The organism is Streptomyces sp. NPDC002133 (assembly GCF_040296405.1).
Lineage (GTDB): Bacteria > Actinomycetota > Actinomycetes > Streptomycetales > Streptomycetaceae > Streptomyces.
The window spans coordinates 345,093-368,419 of record NZ_JBEOXF010000001.1; the positions used below are offsets into that span (position 1 = coordinate 345,093).

19 protein-coding genes are annotated in these 23,327 nt (G+C 70.1%); 16 read left to right on the forward strand and 3 right to left on the reverse strand.

Annotated features, from left to right (window positions below; translation table 11 throughout):
- Positions 1-190: 190 nt before the first annotated feature.
- Genes ABT078_RS01480 through ABT078_RS01490 form a run of 3 tightly spaced genes read left to right on the forward strand, consistent with a single transcriptional unit; the run spans position 191 to position 3,084 of the window.
- Complete coding sequence (locus tag ABT078_RS01480; protein WP_351222570.1) at positions 191-1,204, forward strand: sugar ABC transporter substrate-binding protein; 1,014 nt, start codon at positions 191-193, stop codon at positions 1,202-1,204.
- Positions 1,201-2,259, forward strand: coding sequence for an ABC transporter permease (locus ABT078_RS01485; protein WP_351222572.1), 1,059 nt, complete (start codon positions 1,201-1,203; stop codon positions 2,257-2,259). Before ABT078_RS01480 ends, ABT078_RS01485 begins: the two co-directional genes overlap by 4 nt.
- Positions 2,260-3,084: an ATP-binding cassette domain-containing protein gene (locus tag ABT078_RS01490; protein ID WP_351222574.1), complete on the forward strand. Its 825-nt coding sequence runs from the start codon at positions 2,260-2,262 to the stop codon at positions 3,082-3,084.
- A 59-nt stretch (positions 3,085-3,143) separates the two neighbouring features.
- Here the strand turns inward: ABT078_RS01490 and ABT078_RS01495 are convergent, their stop codons facing one another.
- Positions 3,144-4,052 (reverse strand): YhjD/YihY/BrkB family envelope integrity protein, encoded by a 909-nt coding sequence (locus ABT078_RS01495; protein WP_351222576.1) that lies wholly within the window; start codon positions 4,050-4,052, stop codon positions 3,144-3,146.
- Positions 4,053-4,304: 252 nt separating this feature from the next.
- Between ABT078_RS01495 and ABT078_RS01500 the strand changes: the two genes are divergently transcribed.
- From ABT078_RS01500 to ABT078_RS01545, 10 genes are all read left to right on the forward strand, one after another.
- Positions 4,305-4,979 (forward strand): GAP family protein, encoded by a 675-nt coding sequence (locus tag ABT078_RS01500; RefSeq protein ID WP_351222578.1) that lies wholly within the window; start codon positions 4,305-4,307, stop codon positions 4,977-4,979.
- 185 nt (positions 4,980-5,164) lie between these two features.
- Complete coding sequence (locus ABT078_RS01505; protein ID WP_351222580.1) at positions 5,165-5,626, forward strand: DUF6325 family protein; 462 nt, start codon at positions 5,165-5,167, stop codon at positions 5,624-5,626.
- 73 nt (positions 5,627-5,699) lie between these two features.
- On the forward strand, positions 5,700-6,020 hold the full coding sequence (locus ABT078_RS01510) for an SHOCT domain-containing protein (protein WP_351222582.1): 321 nt from the start codon (positions 5,700-5,702) through the stop codon (positions 6,018-6,020).
- A 12-nt stretch (positions 6,021-6,032) separates the two neighbouring features.
- The gene (locus tag ABT078_RS01515) at positions 6,033-7,442 is read left to right on the forward strand and encodes a chloride channel protein (RefSeq protein ID WP_351222584.1); all 1,410 of its coding nucleotides are present in this window, start codon (positions 6,033-6,035) and stop codon (positions 7,440-7,442) included.
- Positions 7,443-7,450: 8 nt separating this feature from the next.
- Positions 7,451-8,365, forward strand: coding sequence for a cyclase family protein (locus ABT078_RS01520; RefSeq protein WP_351222923.1), 915 nt, complete (start codon positions 7,451-7,453; stop codon positions 8,363-8,365).
- A gap of 98 nt (positions 8,366-8,463) precedes the next feature.
- Entirely contained in the window at positions 8,464-10,065 is a 1,602-nt protein-coding gene (locus ABT078_RS01525; RefSeq protein ID WP_351222586.1) for a GMC oxidoreductase, read from the forward strand.
- A gap of 155 nt (positions 10,066-10,220) precedes the next feature.
- Positions 10,221-11,057 (forward strand): SDR family oxidoreductase, encoded by an 837-nt coding sequence (locus ABT078_RS01530; protein ID WP_351222588.1) that lies wholly within the window; start codon positions 10,221-10,223, stop codon positions 11,055-11,057.
- A 40-nt stretch (positions 11,058-11,097) separates the two neighbouring features.
- Positions 11,098-12,585, forward strand: coding sequence for a cytochrome ubiquinol oxidase subunit I (locus tag ABT078_RS01535; RefSeq protein WP_351222590.1), 1,488 nt, complete (start codon positions 11,098-11,100; stop codon positions 12,583-12,585).
- Positions 12,582-13,634 (forward strand): cytochrome d ubiquinol oxidase subunit II, encoded by a 1,053-nt coding sequence (locus ABT078_RS01540; protein WP_351222592.1) that lies wholly within the window; start codon positions 12,582-12,584, stop codon positions 13,632-13,634. The genes ABT078_RS01535 and ABT078_RS01540 overlap by 4 nt, the downstream gene beginning before the upstream one ends.
- 11 nt (positions 13,635-13,645) lie before the next feature.
- Positions 13,646-15,442 carry a cation:proton antiporter gene (locus ABT078_RS01545; RefSeq protein ID WP_351222594.1) on the forward strand — a complete coding sequence of 599 codons (1,797 nt, stop codon included), beginning with the start codon at positions 13,646-13,648 and terminating at the stop codon, positions 15,440-15,442.
- Positions 15,443-15,497: 55 nt separating this feature from the next.
- Here the strand turns inward: ABT078_RS01545 and ABT078_RS01550 are convergent, their stop codons facing one another.
- A complete protein-coding gene (locus ABT078_RS01550) occupies positions 15,498-17,378 on the reverse strand; it encodes a glycoside hydrolase family 15 protein (protein ID WP_351222596.1) in 1,881 nt (626 codons plus the stop codon).
- Between the two features lie 158 nt (positions 17,379-17,536).
- Between ABT078_RS01550 and ABT078_RS01555 the strand changes: the two genes are divergently transcribed.
- The 3 genes from ABT078_RS01555 to ABT078_RS01565 all read left to right on the forward strand — a co-directional run bounded on the left by ABT078_RS01555 (position 17,537) and on the right by ABT078_RS01565 (position 20,842).
- A complete protein-coding gene (locus ABT078_RS01555) occupies positions 17,537-18,826 on the forward strand; it encodes a DUF2254 domain-containing protein (RefSeq protein ID WP_351222598.1) in 1,290 nt (429 codons plus the stop codon).
- 148 nt (positions 18,827-18,974) lie between these two features.
- A complete protein-coding gene (locus ABT078_RS01560; RefSeq protein ID WP_351222600.1) occupies positions 18,975-20,216 on the forward strand; it encodes an ROK family glucokinase in 1,242 nt (413 codons plus the stop codon).
- A 116-nt stretch (positions 20,217-20,332) separates the two neighbouring features.
- A complete protein-coding gene (locus ABT078_RS01565; protein ID WP_351222925.1) occupies positions 20,333-20,842 on the forward strand; it encodes a hypothetical protein in 510 nt (169 codons plus the stop codon).
- 251 nt (positions 20,843-21,093) lie between these two features.
- On the opposite strand, the gene ABT078_RS01570 is transcribed toward ABT078_RS01565, so the two are convergent.
- The gene (locus tag ABT078_RS01570; RefSeq protein ID WP_351222602.1) at positions 21,094-23,322 is read right to left on the reverse strand and encodes a xanthine dehydrogenase family protein molybdopterin-binding subunit; all 2,229 of its coding nucleotides are present in this window, start codon (positions 23,320-23,322) and stop codon (positions 21,094-21,096) included.
- Positions 23,323-23,327 lie beyond the last annotated feature (5 nt).

Sequence of the window (23,327 nt, forward strand, 5' to 3'; positions counted from 1 at the left end):
GCGTCCGATGGGCTGCGCCCGGCGTCCGATGACGTCCGTCCGGCGTCCGATGGGCTGCGCCCGGCGTCCGATGACGTCCGCCCGGCACCCGATGGGCTGCGCCCTCACCTACCCGCCGGTCATCCCCACAAAGGTGCCGGGGGATACTTACCGCAGATTTCACCAAGCGGAGCAAGAGGGGCACGGCGTCGTGGCAAGGGTTCGGACAGGGATACGCGCGGTCGGCGCGGTGCTGGCGGCGGTGCTGGGAGTCTCCCTCGCGGGGTGCAGTGCCACCGGCGGCAAGCGGGCCGAGGACTCGCGCAAGGCCGCCGCGGCAGAGGGCCGGCCCGCGGTCAGCACCCCGCGCTGGACCTTCGCCATGGTCACCCACTCCGGGGACGGCGACACCTTCTGGGACATCGTCCAGCGCGGCGCCAAGGAGGCGGCGGCGAAGGACAACATCGACTTCCTCTACGCCCACAGCGACGAGGCCCAGCAGCAGGCCCAGCTCGTCGACACGTACATCGACAAGAAGGTCGACGGGCTGATCGTCACCCTCGCCAAGCCCGACGCCATGAAGGACGTCGTCGCCAAGGCCACCAGGGCCGGGATCCCGGTGATCACCGTGAACTCCGGCTCCGAGCAGTCCAAGGCCTTCGGCGCGCTCACCCACATAGGCCAGGACGAGTCGATCGCAGGTGAGGCCGTCGGCGACGAACTCGACAAGCGCGGCCGCAAGAAGGCCCTGTGCGTTCTGCACGAGCAGGGCAACGTCGGCCATGAGCAGCGCTGCGCCGGAGCGAAGAAGACCTTCGCCGGGTCGCTCGAGAACCTGTACGTCGACGGCACCAACATGCCCGACGTCCGGGCGGCCATCGAGGCGAAGCTCCAGTCCGACCGGTCCGTCGACGCGGTCGTCACTCTCGGCGCCCCCTTCGCCGACGCCGCCGTCCAGGCCAGGGACACCACGGAGAGCAAGGCCGAGATCGACACCTTCGACCTGAACGCCAAGGTCGCCATCGCACTCCAGGCCGGGAAGCTCGGCTTCGCCGTCGACCAGCAGCCCTACCTCCAGGGCTACGAGGCCGTCGATCTGCTCTGGCTGCACCGCTACAACGCCGATGTGCTCGGCGGCGGGCGGCCCGTGCTCACCGGACCGCAGATCATCACCGACAAGGACGCCGCCGAACTGCAGGACCACACGGAGCGGGGGACCCGATGACCGCGACCGCACCACCCGCACACGACAGGACGGACGAGGCGGACGTGCGGCTCCTGCGCACCTCGCCGCTGAAGAAGCTCCTCGGCCGGCCCGAGCTCGGATCCGTCGTCGGCGCCGCCGCCGTCTTCATCTTCTTCTCGATCGTCGCCGACAGCTTCCTTCAGGCGTCCAGCCTCGGCACGGTGCTGTACGCGGCGTCCACGATCGGCATCATGGCCGTCCCCGTCGCGCTGCTGATGATCGGCGGTGAGTTCGACCTCTCCGCCGGTGTGCTGGTGACCACCTCCGCGCTGATCTCCTCGATGTTCAGCTACCAGATGACGGCGAACGTCTGGGTCGGCGTCCTGGTGTCCCTGCTGGTCACGCTTTCGATCGGCGTCTTCAACGGCGTCATGCTGACCCGGACGAAGCTGCCGAGCTTCATCGTCACGCTCGGTACGTTCCTGATGCTCACCGGCCTCAATCTGGGCTTCACCAAGCTGATCAGCGGCACGGTGTCGACCAAGACCATCGCCGACATGCAGGGCTTCGAGTCCGCGAAGGCCCTCTTCGCCTCGCAGCTCACGATCGGTGATGTCGACCTCAAGGTGACGATCCTCTGGTGGATCGGACTCGTCGCCCTCGCCACGTGGATCCTGCTGCGGACCCGCTTCGGCAACTGGATCTTCGCGGCCGGCGGCGGCGCCGACGCGGCCCGCGCGGTCGGCGTCCCGGTGGCCAGGACCAAGATCGGCCTCTACATGGGCGTCGGGTTCTGCGCCTGGATATCCGGACAGCATCTGCTGTTCTCGTTCGACGTCGTCCAGTCCGGCGAGGGCGTCGGGAACGAGCTGATCTACATCATCGCGGCCGTCATCGGCGGCTGCCTGATCACCGGCGGCTACGGCTCGGCGATCGGGTCAGCGGTCGGTGCCTTCATCTTCGGCATGACGAGCAAGGGCATCGTGTACGCGGAGTGGAACCCGGACTGGTTCAAGTTCTTCCTCGGAGCGATGCTCCTTCTGGCCACCCTGCTCAACGCATGGGTCCGCAAGCGCGCGGAGGCGAGCAAGTAGATGACCGACACCACGCCCCTCGTGGAGCTCGACGACGTCAGCAAGTACTACGGCAACATCCGCGCGCTCGAAGGGGTATCCCTCGAAGTCCACGCGGGCGGGATCAGCTGTGTCCTGGGGGACAACGGCGCGGGGAAGTCCACCCTCATCAAGATCATCGCGGGGCTCCACCGGCACGATGCGGGAACCTTCTCGATCGAGGGCCAGCCGGTCACCCTGTCCTCGCCCCGTGAGGCCCTCGACCGGGGCATCGCCACGGTCTACCAGGACCTCGCCGTCGTACCGCTCATGCCGGTCTGGCGGAACTTCTTCCTCGGCTCCGAGCCGACCAAGGGCGAGGGCCCGTTCAAACGGCTCGACGTCAGGCTGATGCGTGAGACCACCCGTGCCGAGTTGTTGCGGATGGGCATCGACCTGCGCGACGTCGACCAGCCCATCGGCACCCTGTCGGGCGGCGAGCGGCAGTGCGTGGCCATCGCCAGGGCCGTCTACTTCGGCGCCAAGGTGCTGGTCCTGGACGAGCCCACGGCGGCGCTCGGGGTCAAGCAGTCCGGCGTCGTCCTGAAGTACGTGGCCGCGGCACGTGACGCAGGGCTCGGCGTGGTGCTCATCACCCACAACCCCCATCACGCCTATCTCGTGGGCGACCGCTTCGTCCTGCTCAAGCGCGGCACGATGTTCGGCAGCCACAGCAAGTCCGAGATCACCCTGGATGAGCTCACGCGTCAGATGGCGGGTGGCAGCGAACTGGACGATCTGCGCCACGAACTGGAACGGGCGCCGGTTCCGCGCCATCTCGGAGGGCACGACCTGGGGCGCGGCTGAGGCGCGGACCGCCCGGGCACGTACGGCTGACGCGGGCGAGCGGCCGGTCAGGGACACGTTCAGGTGCCGGTGCCGGTGCCGGTGCCAGTGCCGGCGCCGAGACGGCGGGCGAGCCAGGGCTCCCGCGCCAGCACGGCCCCTGCCGTGATACCGACCGCGATCGCGACACAGAGCACGATCAGCCAGGACAGCAGCGTGAGGACCGTGCCGACGGGTCCGTACTCGGCGAGACTCCGGTTGACAGCGCGGGGCATGTAGTACCGGCTGCCGATCGACAGCGCGGTGACGGCGAAGGCGGTCAGCACGGCGCCGGGCAACAGCGGACGCCAGCCGATGAGCCCGCCGAGCAGCAGATGCTGACTCCACCACCACAGGAGCGTCTGGGACAGCATCGTCACCGGGATGGCCAGCCACAGACCGGCGCCGAATCCGTCGCGCACCGGCCCCTGCACGATCAGGACGGACAGCCACACGCCGATCCACGCCAGCCAGCGCCATGGGGCGATCTTGGCGCCGGTCCTCGGGACCAGCCAGGCCCGTTTGCACAGCCGCTGCATCGCGCGGCTGCAGGCCGTGGCGGACAGCAGCACCATCAGCGCGCCGATCACACCGGTGGCGTCACGCAGATTCTCGTCGGTGGACCGGTACACCTGCTCCAGCTGGTCTTTGGAGGCGCCGGTGAGCCCGAACACCGCCGACACGGAACTGACCAGCTGATTGCGTACCCCCTCGGGTGCGAAGGAGCCGACGACGAACAACAGCGGTACGGCCGTCACGAAGCACTGTGCGGCCAACCGGGTCGCCGAGTCGAAGATGTTCACCGCGACCATACGGGCCGTCAGTTGCGTCACGACGGGAAAGCGGGCCTCGGTGCGCGCGACCATCGACCGCGCGAACGCCCGCTGTGCCTCGAACTGTGCCGTCCACCACGACTGGCGGAGGAAGGCAGCCCGCGGCCGCGTGGTCATGGCGTTGCTCCTTCCCTGGGACCAAGCGTGCGGGACACGGGCCGCACCGGCATCTCGGGAATCACCCGGGCGCCCCGCCGGATCTGCGGCCGCAGGTGCTCCGGAGCGGGCCCTTGTGCTCTGTTTGCGTGAGTCCGTCATGGGAGGTGACGATGGACGGGTGAGCGGCCGGCCACCGGCACGCGGTGCGGGCGGCCGGTGCGCCGGCCCGGCCATGGGGAGCGGCGCGGACACCCTGCGGAGGGGAGCGTCATGGTCCTCGACTTGCTGCTCATCGCCGTCGCCATCACCCTCGACCCCTTGCCGATCATGGCTTTCGTGCTGGTGCTGTCGTCGCACAAGGGCGTCTGGCGGGGACTGGTCTTCATCCTCGCCTGGCTGGCCTGCCTCGTCGCGGTGATCGCCCTGGTCCTGCTCTTCACTGGCGGTACCCCGCCGCCGCCCAGGTCTCCGCCCTCCACGGCCGCGCTCGCGGCCAAGCTCGCCATCGGCGTCGGCCTGGTCGCCTACGGCGAGCACCGGCGGCGACGCCGTCACGGCGCGCCCGGCAGGGCCGCGCCGACCGGGCGCGCCAAGCACGCGCGCTCGACGCACTCCCGGTCGAACCGGATGTCCCCCTGGTCCGCCGCCGGGCTGGCCGTCTTCCTGCAGCCCTGGGGTCTGGTCGCCGCGGCGGCCACCGTCGTCGTCAAGGCCGATCTGTCCCATCTCGGCTCGTACCTGGCCCTGTTCGGCTTCTGCATCCTCGCCAGCGCCAGCCTGCTCGCCGCCGAGCTGTACACGGTGTTCGCGCCGGAGGCCGCGGGAGTCCGCCTGCAGCGTCTGCGCACCTGGCTGGAGGAGCACGAGGAGCCGGCCATCGTCCTCGGCTGCCTGGTGGTGGGGCTGTGGCTGACCGGCAACAGCATCTACCAGCTGACGAGTTGACCGCCGAGCAGCTGTGCCGCCCATGCGCGGCGCGGCCCGCGCGCGCCGGCGGCGGCGGCGAGCCGAAGGTGCGAAGCCCTGCGACGAGTGCTGCAATGGCATACGGGACGCCGCGTGCCGGAGGGCGCGCCGAGCCATCGGCAGGCGAGCCGGCCGGACCGCTGATGCGCTCGCAAGGAGTGGTCATGAGCGAAGACTTCGAGGACATGGGACCTGTCGACTACCTGGTCCTGGAATTTCCCGGCAATCGCATGACAGGCGAAGGGTTCCCCCTGCTCATCGACCTGGTCGACCGCCGGATCATCCGCATTCTCGACATGCTGTTCGTCCGCAAGGACACCGACGGCTCCGTCACGGTCCTGGAGCTGTCCGAGGTCGGTGACGACGAACTGGACCTGACCGTCTTCGAAGGCGTCTCCTCCGGCCTGCTCGGCCAGGACGACATCGAGGAGGCCGGCGCGGCCGTCGAACCCGGCAACTCCGCGACGATCCTGTTGTACGAGAACACCTGGGCCGCCCCGCTCGCCAGGGCCCTGCGGCGCAGCGGCGCACAGTTCGTGGCGGGAGGGCGGATCCCGGTCCAGGCACTGCTCGCCTCGCTGGACGCGGTCGAAGGCATGCCGGAAGAGGGATCCCCGGCGGCCTGAACCCCGGGCCCCCGTCCGCGTCCGCCCTCACCAGGGCACAGAGAAGGTACAGGGAAGGCACAGGGAGTCGAACATGCCACGCCTCATCCGTCGGGTCGCCCGTACCGCCGTCGTCGCCGGGACCGCCACCGCGGTGTCCAATCGTGTGTCGCGGCGGCAGTCGGGCCGGTGGTCACAACAGCAGGACCAGACACAGCAGCAGACACAGACGCAGCAGCAGCCGCAACAGAGCGCGGCTCCGGCCCCGTCGCAGGAGACGGTTCCCCCGCCGATGCCGCCCGACGACGACATGGGCAGGAAGATCGACAGGCTCAAGGAGCTCGGTGAGCTGAAGGCCCAGGGGATTCTGACCGAGCAGGAGTTCGCGGCCGAGAAGCAGAAGGTCCTCGGCTGAGGGCCGCCCTCGATGACCCAGCCGCAACCGCAGCCGCATCCGCCGACTGGGCCTCCGCGGGCGGACGCGCCCGGTGACGGCGCCCAGCCGGAGGAGGCGGACCGGTTGCGCGCCTTGCTGCGCAGCCCCGGCTATCTCAGGACGCTCGTGTTCTGCGCCGTCATCGGCATCCCGGTGTCGCTGGTCGCGTTCTGGTTCCTCGTCGCACTCCACCAGCTGGAGCACCTGCTGTGGGTGCACCTCCCGGAGGTGCTGGGCTGGTCCCTGCCGCCCTGGTGGTGGCCGCTGCTGCTGCTTCCGGTCGCGGGTCTGGTGGTCGGCCTGGTCTTCACCCGTATGGCCGGAGCGGGTGGCCATGTCCCCGCGTACGGGCTGCACGCCGGCGGCGCCTCCTCGAAGGCGCTGCCGGGAGTCGTCATCGCGGCGCTGGCGAGCCTGCCGCTCGGTGCGGTGCTGGGCCCGGAAGCGCCGTTGATCGCCGTGGGTGGCGGCCTGGCCCTGCTGTTCAGGGACCTCGTGCGCAAGGAAGCGACCCCGCAGAGCACGGCGCTCCTCGGCGCGGCCGGGGCAGCCGCCGCCATCTCGGTGATCCTCGGCAATCCGCTGATCGGCGCCGTGCTTCTGATGGAGGTGGCAGGGGTGGGCGGCCCGCAGCTGTTCGCGGTCATGCTGCCGGCGCTGCTCTCCAGCGGAGTGGGTGCCCTCGTGTTCACCGGCTTCGGCCGCTGGACCGGCCTGGAGGAGGGCAGCCTCAGCCTGAAACTCCCGGGGTCGTTCCCGCACCTGGACGCCGGGGACGTGGTCTGGACCCTGCCGATGGCGGTCGTCATCGGCGTACTCGTCCACATGATCTTCTCCGGAGGGCGGCTGGCGGCCGCCGCCGTCGCCAGGCGGACCCTCACGGCGTCGGTGCTGTGCGCGCTCGGCGCCGGTGCCTGCGCGGCCCTGTATGCCGTGCTCACCGACCGGTCACCCGCCGACGTCGCCTCGTCGGGCCAGGGAACGATGGTGCAGATGGCCGCCGATCCGCACACGTGGGGCGTCGGGGCGCTGGTCGCCGTTCTCGTGTTCAAGAGCGTCGGCTACGCCCTGTGCCTGGGCAGTCTGCGCGGTGGCCCGATCTTTCCCGCACTCTTCCTCGGAGCCGCGGCGGGCGTCCTGCTGGCGCCCCTGCCGGGCTTCGGAGTGATTCCCGGCATGGCGGCGGGCATGGCCGCCTCGGCCGCTGCCGCGCTCCGGCTGCCGGTCAGCAGCGTGGTGCTCGTGGTGCTGCTGCTCGGCAGTATCGCCATGATTCCCGTGGTGATCCTGGCGGCGGTGATCGCGTTCATCACGGCGGAACTTCTGCCGGCCCGCCCCGGAGCGCCGGCGCCGCACGAGCCGGACCCGACGGCCCGGGCCGGTGCGCGGGGACCGTCGTGACGGCCCGGATGACTCCGGAGGCGTTCCGGGCCCTGTACGAGCGGCTGCGCGAGCAGGCACGGCAGGGCCCGCAGGACAGACGAGGCACGCTGAACCACCTCACGCCCGCACGCGTCGTTGCAGCGGTCCGGGAGGTCACGACCGGGCGCACGATTTCCCTCGCCGCTCAGGTGGACACCTCGCCGGGGCCGGACAACCCTGACCCCGCGGCGCACCGGATGACAGGGGCCGAGCCGCGCGACAGCGGCCACGGAGGGCTGGACTTCGCCCTCGACCGCTTTGCCATGAACGTGCACGGCGACGTGGACAGCCATCTCGATGCACTGTGCCATGTCATGTATGACGGTGCGCTCTACAACGGCATACCGGCGAGCAGCGTGACGCCGGACGGTGCCACCGCTCTCACCGTCGACGTCGTCCGCGACGGCATCGTGGGCCGCGGGGTGCTGCTGGACATCCCCCGGCTGCGGGGCGTGCCCTGGCTGGAGCCGGGCGACCATGTGACCGCGGACGACCTGGCCGCGGCCGAGACCGCCCAGGGCGTCCGCGTCGGTGCCGGGGATCTGCTGCTCGTGCGGGTGGGTCACCGGCGCAGACGCCGGGAGTCCGGGGCCTGGAACGCCGCGGAGGCGCGCGCCGGTCTGCATCCGGAGGCGGTCGGTTTCCTGGCCGACCGGCAGGTCGCGGTGCTCGGCAGCGACGGCAACAACGACACCGCCCCGAGCGCCGTGGAGGGAGTCGCCTTCCCCGTCCATGTGCTGACGATCCATGCCATGGGGATGCACCTGATGGACTATCTGCAGTTCGAGGAGCTGGCGCCGGTCTGCGAACGGGAGAGCCGCTGGAGTTTTCTCTGCGTGGTCGCTCCGCTGCGCCTTCCCGCGGCCACGGGCTCCCCGGTCAACCCGATCGCGGTGCTGTGACGGTGGCGTACAGCTCCGCCCGAACGGTCCGGTCGCCGCCCACCCGATCCACCGATACGTTCGATCCGTAGGCCAGAACCGCGAGGACGGTGACCGCCGTGAACGACTTCCCGCACTACGACGTCATCATCATCGGCACGGGCGCGGGCGGAGGCACCCTCGCCCACCGCATCGCCCCGTCGGGAAAACGCGTACTCATTCTCGAACGCGGCGACTACCTCCCCCGGGAGCGGGACAACTGGGAGTCCACGGCCGTCTTCGTCAAGGGCAAGTACCGTGCCCCCGAGTTCTGGTACGACAAGCACGGCAACACCTTCCCGCCGGAGGTCAACTACTACGTCGGGGGCAACACCAAGTTCTACGGGGCCGCCCTCTTCCGGCTCCGCCCGGAGGACTTCGGCGAGCTGCGCCACCACGGCGGCATCTCCCCTGCCTGGCCGATCCGCTACGAGGACCTGGAGCCGTACTACACCCAGGCCGAACACCTCTACCTCGTGCACGGCAGACACGGCGAGGATCCCGGTGAGGGCCCGGCGAGCGCGCAGTACGCCTACCCGCCCGTCGAGCACGAGCCGCGCATCCAGCAGTTGAGCGACGATCTCGAGAAGCGCGGGCTGCACCCCTTCCACTTGCCCATCGGCGTCAATCTGAGCCAGGACGAGAACGGCCGGGCCACCCATTCCAGCGTGTGCATCCGCTGCAACCGGGTCGACGGCTTCCCCTGTCTGGTGCGGGGCAAGTCCGACGCACAGGTGATCTGCGTCGAACCCGCCCTGGAGCACCCCAACGTCGAGATGATCACCAACGCCCATGTGGTCCGCCTGGAGACCGACCCCGGTGGACGCAGCGTCCGTACCGTCGTCGCCCGGCTCGGCGACGGCGCCGGCGGTGGCGACAGATCACCGGCCCGATTCTCCGCCGACGTCGTCGTCGTCGCGTGCGGCGCCGTCAACTCGGCGGTCCTGCTGCTGGCATCGGCCGACGACCGGCACCCGGGCGGCCTGGCCAACAGCTCGGACGTGGTGGGCCGCCACTACATGCGCCACAACAACCTGGCGCTCATGGCGGTGTCCAAGGAACCCAACGACACCCAGTTCCAGAAGACCCTCGCCCTGAACGACTGGTACTTCGGCGCCGACGACTGGGACTATCCGCTCGGCGGCATCCAGATGCTCGGCAAGTCGGACGCCGACCAGATCCACGGCGAGGCCCCGCGCTGGGCCGGGGCCGTGACCCCGGACATGCCCTTCGAGGTGCTGGCCCACCACGCCGTCGACTTCTGGCTGTGCGGCGAGGACCTTCCGGCCCCGGACAACCGTGTCACGCTGGACCGCGACGGCGGTATCCATCTCGCCCTCGACGAGAAGAACAACATCGAGGGACTGAACCGGCTGCGCCACAAGCTGCAGGGCATGCTGGGCCATCTGGGCATGCACGAGCACCATCTGCTGTCGCACAGCATCTATCTGCACAAGGGCATGCCCATCGGCGCGACCGCCCACCAGGCCGGCACCGTGCGCTTCGGCGACGATCCGCGCAGCTCCGCCCTGGACGTCAACTGCAAGGCCCACGACCTCGACAACCTCTACGTCGTGGACACGAGCTTCTTCCCGAGCATCGGCGCGGTCAATCCGTCCCTGACCGCCATCGCGAACGCCCTGCGCGTCGGCGACCACATCGTGGAGCGGCTGCGGGGCTGACCCGACCGGGGGAACATCGCGCGCCAACGGCCCAAGCCGCACTGTGCCATGCCGCCTTCGCGGGCCTCCTGATGGTTCGGTAGCCCGCGGGTCCCCGACGGCGACACCACCACGTCCCCGTGGGATCCCCGCCACGTACGTACCCAGGAGGCATCGTGAACACCCAGGCCGGTGCGGCACCGTACGCGATTCCGCCGCTGCTGAAGGGGCAGAAGGCGCTGGTCACCGGCGCCAACTCGGGTATCGGCAAAGCGACGGCGATCGGCCTGGGCCGGGCGGGCGCCGATGTGGTCGTGAACTATGTGGCAGGCCAGGAAGCGGCCGAGCAGGTCGTCGAGGAGATCCAGTCCTTCGGGGTGCGTGCCGCCGCCTACGAGGCGGACGTGTCCCAGGAGGAAGAGGTCGTCGGCATGGTCGACCGCATGGTCCGGGAGTTCGGGACCATCGACATCATGGTCGCCAACGCGGGCCTCCAGCGCGACGCCCCGGTCACCGAGATGACGCTCGCCCAGTGGCAGAAGGTCATCGACGTCAACCTCACGGGCCAGTTCCTGTGTGCCAGGGAGGCGACCAAGGAGTTCCTGCGGCGCGGTGTCGTCCCCGAGGTGTCCCGCTCCGCCGGGAAGATCATCTGCATGAGCTCGGTGCACCAGCTCATCCCGTGGGCGGGCCACGTCAACTACGCCTCCTCCAAGGGCGGCGTACAGATGATGATGGAGACGCTGGCCCAGGAACTGGCGCCGAAGAGGATCCGGGTGAACGCGATCGGCCCCGGCGCCATCAAGACCCCGATCAACACGAGCGCCTGGTCGACTCCCGAAGCCGAGAAGGCACTGCTGGAGCTCATCCCGTACGGCAGGGTCGGAGACCCCGAGGACATCGCCCAGGCCGCCGTCGCCCTCGCGTCGGACCTCATGGACTACGTGGTCGGCGTCACCCTCTTCGTGGACGGGGGCATGACCCTCTTCCCCGGATTCGCCACAGGCGGCTGACCCGCGCCCCCACCGAACGGTCCGACCACCGAAGGCATCCATGCACAATGCGGTCCACCTGCTGGCGGACGCACCCGCCCAGCTGCTCCCGGCCAGGGAGCTCATGGCGTTCACCCTCGCCTCCCACATCATCCTGGTGCCGATGGGGGTGGCGCTGCCGCTGATCACCCTGATCATGCATTACCGCGGGCTGCGCACGCACGATCCCGTCGCGCTGCTGCTCGCCCGCCGCTGGTCGGCCGTCATGGCGATCCAGTTCGCCGTCGGTGTCGTGACCGGCACCGTCCTCTCCTTCGAGTTCGGACTGCTCTGGCCGGGCCTCATGGGCCGGTGGGGCGATGTCTTCGGCATCGGATTCGGCATCGAGGCCTGGGCGTTCTTCCTGGAGGCCGTCCTCATCGCCATCTACCTGTACGGCTGGCGCAGGCTCAAGCCGAGGACCCACTTCCTGCTCGGGCTTCCGCTGCCCGCCGCGGCACTGCTCGGCGCGTTCGGCATCCTCGCGGCCAACTCGTGGATGAACACGCCCCAGGGCTTCACGCTCGACTCCGACGGCAACCCCGTCGACGTCGACATCTGGAAAGCGATCTTCACCCCGATGTTCGGGCCGCAGTACTGGCACTTCGTCGTCGCGATGCTGGTGACGGCCGGATACGTCGTCGCCGGCGTCTACGCGGTCGGCTGGCTCAGGGGCCGGAGGGACCACTACCACCGGCTCGGGTTCACCGTCCCCTTCACGCTCGCCGCGGTCTTCACCCCGGTCCAGTTCGTGCTCGGCGACTCCATCGCCCGCTCCGTCTTCCACAAGCAGCCCGTGAAATTCGCCGCGATGGAGATCGTCTGGGAGACCGACACGCATGTCCCGGAGTACATCTTCGGCAGGCTCCACCCGGACGGAACCGTCTCGGGCGGCATCAAGATCCCCCAACTCGACTCCATCCTCGCCGGTTTCAGGCCGGACACGAAGGTGACCGGACTCACCACCGTCCCCGCGTCCGACCGTCCGACGGCGACCCAGGCCACCATCGTCCACTGGGCCTTCGACATCATGGTCGTGATCGGCTCGCTGCTCCTGCTCCTCGCCCTCTGGTACGGCTGGTACCGGCTGAGGGGGCACCGGATGCCCGGCTCCCGCTGGTTCTACCGCGGGGCGGCATGCGCCGGCGTCGCCTCGGTCGTCGCCGTCGAATGCGGCTGGATCGCGACCGAGGTGGGGCGGCAGCCCTGGATCGTCTACCAGAACATGCGGGTCGCGGAAGCGGTGACGGCAACCCGTTCCTCCACCCTCTGGATCATGTTCGGTCTGGTGATCGTCGTGTACGTCCTCCTGTTCGGCTCGTTCCTCGCCGTACTGATGAAGATGCGCACCCGCTGGCGGCTTGCCGACGCCGAGCGGGCCAAGGGGCACCCGGTGGAGAGTGTTCCTGAGACCGACACGCCCTACGGACCCCGCTCACGGCCCCCGGACGGCGGCGCCCTCGCCGCCGGCGGCAGCGGGTCCGCACCGGGCGAGGACGGTCGGTCATGACCGCCGCGGAGGTCATCGCCTTCGTCCTGCTGCTCGGGGTGGCCGCCTACGCCTGCGCCGGCGGCACGGACTACGGGGCCGGATTCTGGGACCTGTTCGCCGGGGGAGCGGAGCGCGGCAAGCGGCCCCGGTGGCTGATCGACCACGCCATGGCGCCCGTCTGGGAGGTCAACAACGTCTGGCTGATCTTCGTCTTCGTCATCATGTGGACCGGGTTCCCCGTGCTGTTCCAGACGGTCTTCTCCGCGATGTGGCTGCCGCTGGCGCTCGCCGCCGTCGGCATGGTCCTGCGCGGCGCCGGGTTCGCGCTGCGCAAACCCGCGCGGCGACTGGCCCGACGGCGCGTCTACGGGGCGGTCTTCGCCATCGCCTCGCTCATCACCCCGTACTTCCTGGGCGCCGCTGTCGGCGGGATCGCCTCCGGACGGGCGGCACCCGGCACCGAGGCTTCGGCGCACGCCTGGGCCAATCCGACCTCACTCTTCTTCGGGCTGCTGACCATCGCCGCGACCGCCTTCCTGGGGGCGGTGTTCCTCTCCTCGGACGCCGCCCGCTTCGACGCGCCCGACCTCGTCGGCTACTTCCGGCGCCGGGCTCTCGGGAGTCTGGTCGTCGTCGTTCTGCTCGGCGTGGCCGCGTTCATCGTCACCCGCGGTGACGCGCCCCACATCTGGCGCGGGCTCACCCATGGCGCGGGCCTCGTGTTCGTGATCGTGGCCGTCGTGGGCGCCCTCGGCACGGGCTGGCTGCTGCTGCGGGCCGGCGGGCGGTGGTCGCGCATCACGGCCGTCGCCATGGTCGCCGCGGCCGTCCTCGCCTGGGGGCTCGCCCAGCGTCCCTACCTGATCCCGACCTCTCTGACCGTGCAGGAGGCCGCGGGGGATCCCACGACACTGAAGTGGCTGGGCTTCGTCACGCTCGTCGCGGTGATTCTCGTCTTCCCGGCCGTGTTCCTCCTCTACTGGCTGGACACCCACGGCGAGTTGGAGTCGCTCACCGACGCCGACCTGCGGCAGGGCGGGACGGGCAGCCAGGCCGACGGCGACTGACGGGACGGAGCGTGCTCACCGCCGAAGAGGTCTTGCTGGGCATCGCCCTGACCGTCGTGCTGGCCACGGGTTCGCAGATCGTGGCGAGCAAGCTGCGTGTCCCCGCGCTGATCCTGCTGCTGCCGGTCGGCTTCACCGCGGGTGCCCTGACCGACGTCATCAACCCGAACGAACTGGCGGGGCAGAACTTCTCCGCCCTGGTGTCGCTGTCCGTCGCGGTGATTCTCTACGACGCCGGCCTCGGCCTCGACCTGCGCAATCTCACCGGCCGTACCCGCGGGATCGTGGGCAGGCTGCTGGTGATCGGCGTGCTCCTCACCTTCCTGGTCACCTGCGCCGTCGGCCCCGCGATGTTCAGCGTCTCGCTCAAGGTGGCGGCGATGCTGGGGGTGATCCTCGTCGTGTCGGGCCCGACGGTCGTGGGGCCGCTGCTCGAGTACGTACGGCCGACGGACAGGGTGCGGCGCATTCTGATCTGGGAGGGGACGCTGACCGACCCGATCGGCGGCATTCTCTGCGCGATCGTCTTCCACGCCGTCTCCCAGACGGGCCGCGTCGACATCGGCAGGGGATCCCAGCTGGGCCAGTTCCTCATCAGCCTGGCCATCGGCCTCGTGGGCGGGGTCGTGGGAGTCGCGTTGCTGTGGCTGACGCTGCGCACCCTCCGGCTCGGCGAAACGCTCGGCACACTGGCGCAGCTCGCCACGGTGATCGTCGTGTCGGCGGGCTGCGACATCGTCCGGGACGACACGGGACTCATCGCCGCGATCGTCACGGGACTGGCCGTCACCAACATCCGCGGCTTCGACATGCCCGCCCGCCGCCCGTTCTTCGAGACGCTGGTCCAGCTGATCATCGGGCTGCTCTTCATCTCCATCTCGTCCACCGTCACCCCGGCGTCCGTGGTGCCCGTGCTCATTCCCGCGCTCGTCCTCATCGCGGTCCTCGTCCTGGTGGTCCGGCCGCTCGTGGTCCTTCTCGCCACCCACCGCGCGGGCCTGAGCGGCGGGGAACGGGCCTTCATCGGGTGGATGGCTCCGCGTGGCATCGTGGCGGCCTCCACGGCATCGGTCTTCGCCGCGTCCCTTGTCGACGAAGGGCTGAAGGGCGCTTCCAAGATCCTTCCGGTCACCTTCCTGGTGATCGTGGGAACGGTTCTGCTCTACGCGCTCACGGCGGCGCCCGTGGCCCGGCGGCTGGGGGTCGCCAGACCGGCACGTACGAGGCCCCTGCTGGTGGGAGGCGACCCGTGGGTGATCGGACTCGGTCTGGCGCTGAAGTCCGCGGGTCTCGATGTGCTCATGTGGGCGGGGCTCGACGAGCAGCGGGACCGGGTCAGGGGCGCCGGCCTGGAGCTCGCGAAGGGCGACATGCTGGCGACGGCCACCAACCCCAGGGCGCGGCTGGAGGGCGTCTCGGCCGTGTTCCTCTGCACCGACGACGACGACTTCAACGCGCTCGCCTCGGTGATGGTCCAGGACAGCGTCGAGGGCCCGGTCTACCGGGTGGGGCCCCCGCACGACAGCCACGGCGTCGTCGCCCCCTACACGGGCGGCGACATCCTGTTCGGCCGGGCCCTGGTCCGGCACCGGCTGGCGGCCCGGTACACGCAGGGTGAGCGCTTCGTGGTGATGCCCTTGGACCAGGCCCCGTCGGCGGGGTACGACCTGCTGTTCGTGGTACGGGCCGACGGCCGCCTCGACCCGGTCACCGAGGCCGAGACGGCCGTGCCGGGCCCGGGCGACATGGTCGTCCTGCTGGGCCCGGCACCCGCCGAGCGGACGGGCACGGTCAAGGCCGGGCTGTGAACCGGTCGCCGGAACGCCCGGAGGCCGGGCGCGATCGCTCCGGAGAGACGGCGGTTCAGAGATTGGACTCGGCAGAGCCCCGGGGCACCGCCGTCCCGTTCGCCCGGGCCCGGTTCAGCTCCCTGTCCAGGGTGAGGGCCGTGTCGATGAACGCGAGATGGGTGAAGGCCTGGGGGAAATTACCGAGCTGGCGTCCGGTCAGGTCGATCTCCTCCGAGTACAGACCCAGATGGTTGGCGTAGGTGAGCATCTTCTCCAGGACGAGCCTCGCCTCGTTCAGTCTGCCCGCACGTGCGAGTGCGTCGACATAGATGAACGTGCACAGGGAGAAGGTGCCTTCGGAGCCGCGCAGTCCGTCGGGGGACGCCTCGGGGTTGTAGCGGTAGACCAGACTGTCGTTCACCAGCCGCTCGTCCATGGCCTTCAGAGTGGAGGACCACATCGGATCGTCCGGGGTGATGAAGCCGACGGTGGACATCCGCAGCAGTGACGAGTCGAGCACCTGGCTGCCGTAGTGCTGGACGAACGACTGCCGTTCCGGGTCCCAGCCACGGGTCAGTACCTGCTCGTAGATCTTGTCGCGCTCAGTGCTCCAGCGGGCGAGCGTGGCAGGGCGGCCGCTCGCCGCGGCGAGCCGCAGCGCCCGGTCGAAGGCGACCCACGACATGACCCGGCCGTACGTGAAGTCCTGGCGCCCGCCCCGGGTCTCCCACAGCCCCTCCTCGGGCTGGTCCCAGTGGTCGCTGAGCCAGTCGACGAGCGTGCGCAGGGATGTCCAGCCGCGGTGGTCCAGCTGGATGCCCCGCTGGTGGGCGAAGAAGATGCTGTCCAGTGCCTCGCCGTAGATGTCGAGCTGAAGCTGATTGGCGGCGCCGTTGCCGATGCGCACGGGGCTGGAACCCGCATAGCCCTCCCAGTGGTCGAGGGTCTCCTCGACCAGGTCGGCGGAGCCGTCGACCCGGTACATGATGTTGAGCGGCCCCGAGTTGCCGTCGCAGCCCGCCTTCTCGTGGACCCGGTCGCGCAGCCAGCCGATGAACGCCACCGCCTCCTCGGTGAAGCCGAGCCCCAGCAGGGCGTAGATGGAGAAGGAGGCGTCGCGGATCCAGGTGAAGCGGTAGTCCCAGTTGCGCTCGCCGCCCAGCTGCTCGGGCAGCCCGGCGGTCGGTGCCGCCACCAGTGCGCCGCTCGGCGCGTACGTCATCAGCTTCAGTGTCACCGCCGAGCGCTCGACCGCCTCCCGCCAGCGGCCGGAGTAGCGGGACTGCCCCAGCCAGTTGCGCCAGAACTGCACGGTTCCGTCGAAGAGTTCCATGTACTCGGTGTGCGGGATGTGCCGCGGCGGGCCGTCGGCGAACGACTCCAGGACAACGCCCCGCTCCTGGCCGGCCTGCAGGGTCAGGGTGAAGTGCATGTCGTGGTCGCCCAGGTCCTGGGGGACCAGACGCACGTCCTCGGGCTCTCGGACGGCGTGGAGGGTCAGCTCCAGCTCGTCCGTGACGAACACCGCCCCCTGCTCGGTGTAGTGCAGCTCGTGCGGGGTGCGGCCGTAGTTGAACCGCGGAGCGATGTCCACCTGGAAGGTGAGGCTGCCGCGTACGCAGCGCAGCAGACGGACCAGACGGTGACGCCGCGTGGCCGTCGCCCCGGTCACCGGCATGAAGTCGATGACCTCGCCCGCACCCGCCTCGGTCATGAAGCGCGTGACCAGGACCGCGGTGTCGGGAAGGTACAACTGCTTGGTGGCGTAGGTCTTGTCCACCGGCGCGACCTTGAAGTGCCCGCCTTTCTCGCTGTCCAGCAGAGACCCGAAGATGCTCGGCGAGTCGAAGCGCGGCGAGCAGTACCAGTCGATCGTTCCTTGGGTGGTGACCAGTGCCGCGGTCTGCAGATCACCGATCAGTCCGTGGTCCTCGATGAGGGGGTAGTCGCCCATCCCGAGCCCCTTTCGCCTGGGTCCGCGGGCAGATGCCGCCCCATTAGCTTAGGCATTCGCGGCATTCAGGGCTTTTCGGGAAAATTCGTGCGCCGCGGAGAACGGGCCTACCGTGGAGACGACCCTGCACACCAGGTGAGAACCCGGGGGCGCACACGATGATGTCCTGGGCGACGGCCTTCCGGATGCGGCAGTACGCGAAAGCGAGCCTCTGGATCGTCCCGCTGTTCGGGATCATCCTCGGCACGCTCCTCGCGGATGCCGTGGTGTGGCTCGACGGCAGGGTGCGGATGCCCGCGGACTGGCAGTACTCCGCGTCGACCGCGAGCAGCGTTCTCAGTTCGATCGTCGGAGCGATGGTCGCTCTTCTCGGCTTCGTCGTGACCATCGGCGTCCTCGTCGTCCAGCAGGCCACAGGAACGCTGTCACCGCGGTACATGCGGCTCTGGTACCGGGACCGGCTGCAGAAGGCCGTGCTCGCCACCTTCGCCGGAACGTTTGCCTTCGCCTTCTCGCTGCTGCGCCGTATCGAGACGGACTTCGTGCCCGATCTCGGTGTCACGCTGGCGGGAGTGGCCGTCGCCGCGAGTCTGTTGCTCCTCCTGATCTATCTCAACCGTTTCATCCACAACCTCAGACCGGTGGCCATCGCCGACCTCGTGGGACGCGCGGGGGGGCGGCTGATCGAGCGTGGGGTGGCGCTGGCCGGCAGCGGGGCGATCCGCGCCGGGAGCCCGGTCACATCCCTGAGCGGCGTACCGCTGACCCTGGTCCGCACGGAGCAGGGCGGTGCGCTCCAGGGCGTCCATGCCGTGCGGCTGGCGGCCGTCGCCGAGCAGTACGACTGCGTCGTGGTGCTCGCCCACCGGGTGGGCGACGCCGTACCGCCCGGCGCCACGCTGCTCGAGGTCCACGGAGCGGCGCCGCCCGACCCACGGGCCCTGACCGGGCTCGTGGCGCTGGGTGTCGAGCGGACCATCGAGCAGGACCCCGCCTTCGCCCTGCGCATCCTCGTCGACGTCGCGATCAGGGCGCTCTCACCCGCCGTGAACGACCCCACGACCGCCGTACAGCTCCTCAACCACATCGAGGCCTTCCTGCACACCCTCGGCAAGGCCGAGCTCCACCGGCGCTACGCCCTCCACGACAGCCACGGCCGGCCCCGGCTCGTGGTGCCCGGCAGGTCCTGGGAGGACTTTCTGCAGCTGGCCGTGACAGAGATCCGCGAGTACGGCGCGACCTCCATCCAGATCTGCCGGCGGCTCCGGGCCTTGCTGGAGGGCCTGCTCGCCGCCCTGCCCGAGCCGCGCCTGCCTGCCGTGCGGGAGGAGCTGAAGCTCCTGGACCAGTCGGTGGCGCGCTCGTTCACCGACCCCGCCCGGCTGGCGATGGCCCTGACTCCCGACAGCCAGGGCATCGGAGGCGGGGCCGGCGACTTCCCCGTGTGAGCGTCGACGGCCATCGGGTCCGGGCGCCCTTCCTGCACGTCCCCGCCCTCGCACGGGCCGCCGCTGTGCCCGGATGGCACAATCGGGCACGGCGGGCGCCGTCCGCCTCCGCTGATCCGGATCGCCGACCGCCACCCGCAGGGACACCGTGAGCACGTACCGTGACTTCGCACACCGAGGCTCCGCCCGCGGCCCTGTCCTGCGGACCATCGGGACCCGAGAGCGGCGCTCCCACCTCACCGCGCCCCGTGTGCCGACCGTCGGCATCGACATCGGCGGTACGAAGGTGATGGCCGGCGTCGTCGACGCCGACGGGATCATCCTGGAGAAGGTCCGCACCGAGACCCCCGACAAGTCCAAGAGCCCCAAGGTCGTCGAGGACACCATCGTCGAACTGGTCCTGGACCTCTCCGACCGGCACGATGTGCACGCCGTCGGCATCGGCGCGGCCGGCTGGGTCGACGCGGATCGCTCCAAGGTGCTCTTCGCGCCCCACCTCGCCTGGCGGAACGAACCGCTGCGCGACTCGCTGCAGAACCGTCTCGCCGTCCCCGTCATGGTCGACAACGACGCGAACACCGCCGCCTGGGCCGAGTGGCGCTTCGGTGCGGGCCGCGGCGAGGACCATCTCGTCATGATCACGCTCGGGACCGGCATCGGCGGCGCGATCCTGGAGGGCGGGCAGGTCAAGCGGGGCAAGTACGGAGTCGCCGGGGAGTTCGGCCATATGCAGGTGGTGCCCGGCGGGCACCGCTGCCCCTGCGGCAACCGCGGCTGCTGGGAGCAGTACAGCTCCGGCAACGCCCTGGTCCGTGAGGCCCGTGAGCTGGCGGTCGCGGACTCCCCCGTCGCGTACAACATCATCGAGCGGGTCAAGGGCAACATTCCGGACATCACCGGCCCGCTGATCACCGAGCTGGCCCGCGAGGGCGACGCGATGTGCGTCGAGCTGCTCGAGGACATCGGCCAGTGGCTCGGTGTGGGCATCGCCAACCTCGCCGCGGCCCTCGACCCCTCCTGCTTCGTCATCGGCGGAGGTGTCAGCGCCGCCGACGATCTGCTGATCGGACCCGCCAGGGACGCCTTCCGCCGCCATCTGACCGGCCGCGGCTACCGGCCCGAGGCCCGTATCGCCAAGGCCCAGCTCGGGCCGGAGGCCGGTATGGTGGGCGCCGCCGACCTCGCGCGGCTGGTCGCCCGGCGCTTCCGGCGGGCCAACCGGCGCCGCCTCGAACGGCACGAGAGATTCGAGCGGGTTGCCCAGGCCCTCCGCAACTCGGGCGGCATCGGAAGTATCAGCAGCAACGGCAGTACCGGCAACGGCAGCAGCGGTAGCCACGGCGACACCGGAAACTCCGCCCGCACCAGCCCTCAGGAACCCTCCTCATGACCCTGCCCCGACAGACCACCCGCCCGGAAGGGACTCCCCGCACGGACGGGACCCCCCGGACCGCGGTGGCCGTCCGTCCGGACGAGGTCGTGCGTCCGCCGGAGGACCGGCGCCACATGATCCGGCGCCGCTGGCTGACGGCGATCGTCATCGTGCTGCTCATCGGCATCCCGGCCGGGTATCTGGTGATCTCCGCGGAGCAGAGCCGCGACAGCGGCCGGGACAAGGAGAGGGAGTCGTCGGCCAGCGGTCTGCGCGAGCACTGGCCGTCGAAGATGAAGCGCCGCGTCTTCGAGGTGCCCATCCCGGCGAAGTCGACCGAGGTCGCCTACTACGAGACCTCCAACTGGAAGTCCAGCCGCCTCTACGTCACCTTCCGGACCACCGCCGCCGGCCTGGACCTCTTCCTCGAGAAGGCAGGCACCAGCCGCTCCGCACTGAAGACGGGCGAGGTCACCATCGGCGAGCGTGACGCGTCCACCGCCGGATGGTCCTTCGGGGCCGAGCGCTCCTGGGCGGGCACCACGCACCGGCAGAAGGGCCCCAGGCCGACCCAGCACATCACGGTCGATCTGACCGATCCGTCCGCGCCCAAGGTGTTCGTCGTCTCCACGGCGACCCCCTGATTCCGGAGCCTCCTCGCGGGACGAGGGCCCCCTCACCCACGAACGCCTGTACCTCGGGAACGGAGACACCGGTTGCCTGGTGATCAACGAGGCCGCGAGGCGCGGCCCCGAACGGCGCGAGCGCATCGGCGGGGCGGGGCGAAGGGCCAGCGGCTCCACGACTGGGCCTTCGTCGCTGCACCGACGCCGATGGACCCGGACACCGCCGGGTCACGCCTACGGGAAGGCGAACCGGCACCGCCGTCTCGGATTCAGGTATCCATCGGTGGCAGACCGGGCAGCAGCTTCTCGATGGTGACGGGGAAGTCGCGCACGCGCACGCCGGTGGCGTTGAACACCGCGTTCACGACCGCCGCACCGGCGCCGCAGATGCCCACCTCACCGACGCCCTTCGCGCCCAGGACGTTGGCCTTGTCGTCGTATCCGTCAAGGACGACGGCGTCGACGTCGGGGATGTCGGCGTGGACAGGCACCAGGTACTGCGCGAGATCCCGGTTGACGAAGGCGCCGGATCGCGCGTCGACGACGGCCTCTTCCTCGAGGGCCGCGCCCGCCCCCCAGATCATGCCGCCAATCAGCTGCGAGCGGGCCGTCTTCGCATTGAGCACGGTGCCCACCGAGAACACGCCGAGCATCCGCCGCAGACGGATCTCGGCGGTGTCCGCGTCGACCCCCACTTCAGCGAAATGGGCCCCGTAGGTGTTGATCGAGTAGTCCGTGTAGTTCGGATCATCGACCATGAAGCGGATCCCGCCTTCCGCCTCCACACCGTCGGGATGGTTGCGTGCGACGATCTCGCTCAGCGCCTCGGACGCGCCACCGATCCCCACGTCGCCGTCGGAGAACACGGCGTCCGCCGGGTCCAGGCCGTGCAGCGGAGAGCGTGTGTCGCCGCGCGCCGCGACCAGCAGCTTCTCGCGCAGGGCCAGGCACGCCCGATGCACCGCGGTGCTCGAGCCGGCGGCGCCCCACGAGCCACCGGACCCCCAGCTGGTGGGAAGCTCGGAACGCCCGAGCTCGACCCGCACCCGATCGGGCGGCAGTCCGAGCCCCTCGGCCGCGACCTGGGTCAGGATGGTGTAAGTGCCGGTACCGATGTCGGTCATGTCCGTCTGGACGACGGCGGTGCCGTCCGCCCCCAACCGCACCCGCGCCGTTGTCGGCCCTTGGAAATGCCCGCGGATGGCGGCCGACATGCCGTAGCCGACCAACCACTGTCCGTCGCGCACACTCGCCGGGGTGGCGGGGCGGTGCTCCCAGCCGAACCGGCGCGCGCCTTCGCGCAGGCACTCGACCAGGTGCCGGTCGCTGTACGGCACGTCCCGCTCGGGATCGACGGTGGGCTCGTTGCGGATCCGCAGCTCGACCGGGTCCATCCCGAGCGCATGGGCCAGCTCGTCCATCGCCGACTCGACCGCCAGCATGCCCGGCGCTTCGCCCGGCGCGCGGACGTCTGTCCCGGGCGGCAGATCGAGCGGCGCCAGCCTGTGGCTGGTCAACCGGTGGGGCGCGGCGTAGAGACTGCGGGTCGTGGCGGCGGTCTGCTCGGCGTACTCCACGTTCGGGTTCGTGTGCATGGTGACGTCATGGGCGATCGCAGTCAGCCGTCCGTCCTGCCCCGCGCCCAGCCGAACCCGCTGGCTGGACGTGGGACGCATGCCGACGAGCTGGAAGATCTGCTGCCGGGTCATCGCGACCTTGACCGGTTGGCGCAGCGCGCGGGCGGCGAGCGCTGCCAGGATCGTCTCGGAGTGGATGCCCAGTTTGGAGCCGAATCCCCCGCCGACGAAGGGGGCGACGATGTGAACCCGCGCCGGGTCGATCCGAAGCGTGCCGGCGATCGAGGCCCGCGCCGCATCGACGATCTGGCAGCTGACGTAGACGACCAGGTCCTCGTCACGCGGTTCCACCAGACACGCGTGCGGCTCCATCGGCATCGAGAACTCGTACGGCGTCGTGTAGTACTGGTCGACCCTGACCTCCGCGCTGTCGAACCCGGCATCGAAATCGCCCACCGAGGTGTCGGTGGGGAGCCCGGCATTGACCACCTTGGGGATGTACACCTCGTCTTCCTGCTCGGCGAAGACGAAACGTCCCCGCCCGACGTCGTATTCGACTTCGACGAGATCGGCCGCCGCTCGGGCCTGCTCCAGGGTCGCGGCGACGACGAGTGCCACCGACTCGCCGTAATGGTGAATGTCGGGGCCTGTCAGCACCGGTTGGGCGCGCCAGTATTCGAACGGAACGGACTCGTCGCGAGGGCCTTGTTCCGGGGCATTGAGATGGGTCATCACCATGTGCACGCCGGGTGCGCGTTCGGCGTTCTCGGTGTCGATCCGGGTGATACGGCCTTTGCCGATCGTCGCGCCGACGATGAACCCGTAGAGCGGTTGGCCGGCCTCCCAGTGCTCGTAGGCGTAGGTGGCCCGGCCGGCGACCTTGGACGGGCCGTCAACGCGGTTCATGGCTTGTCCGATCATGCCGC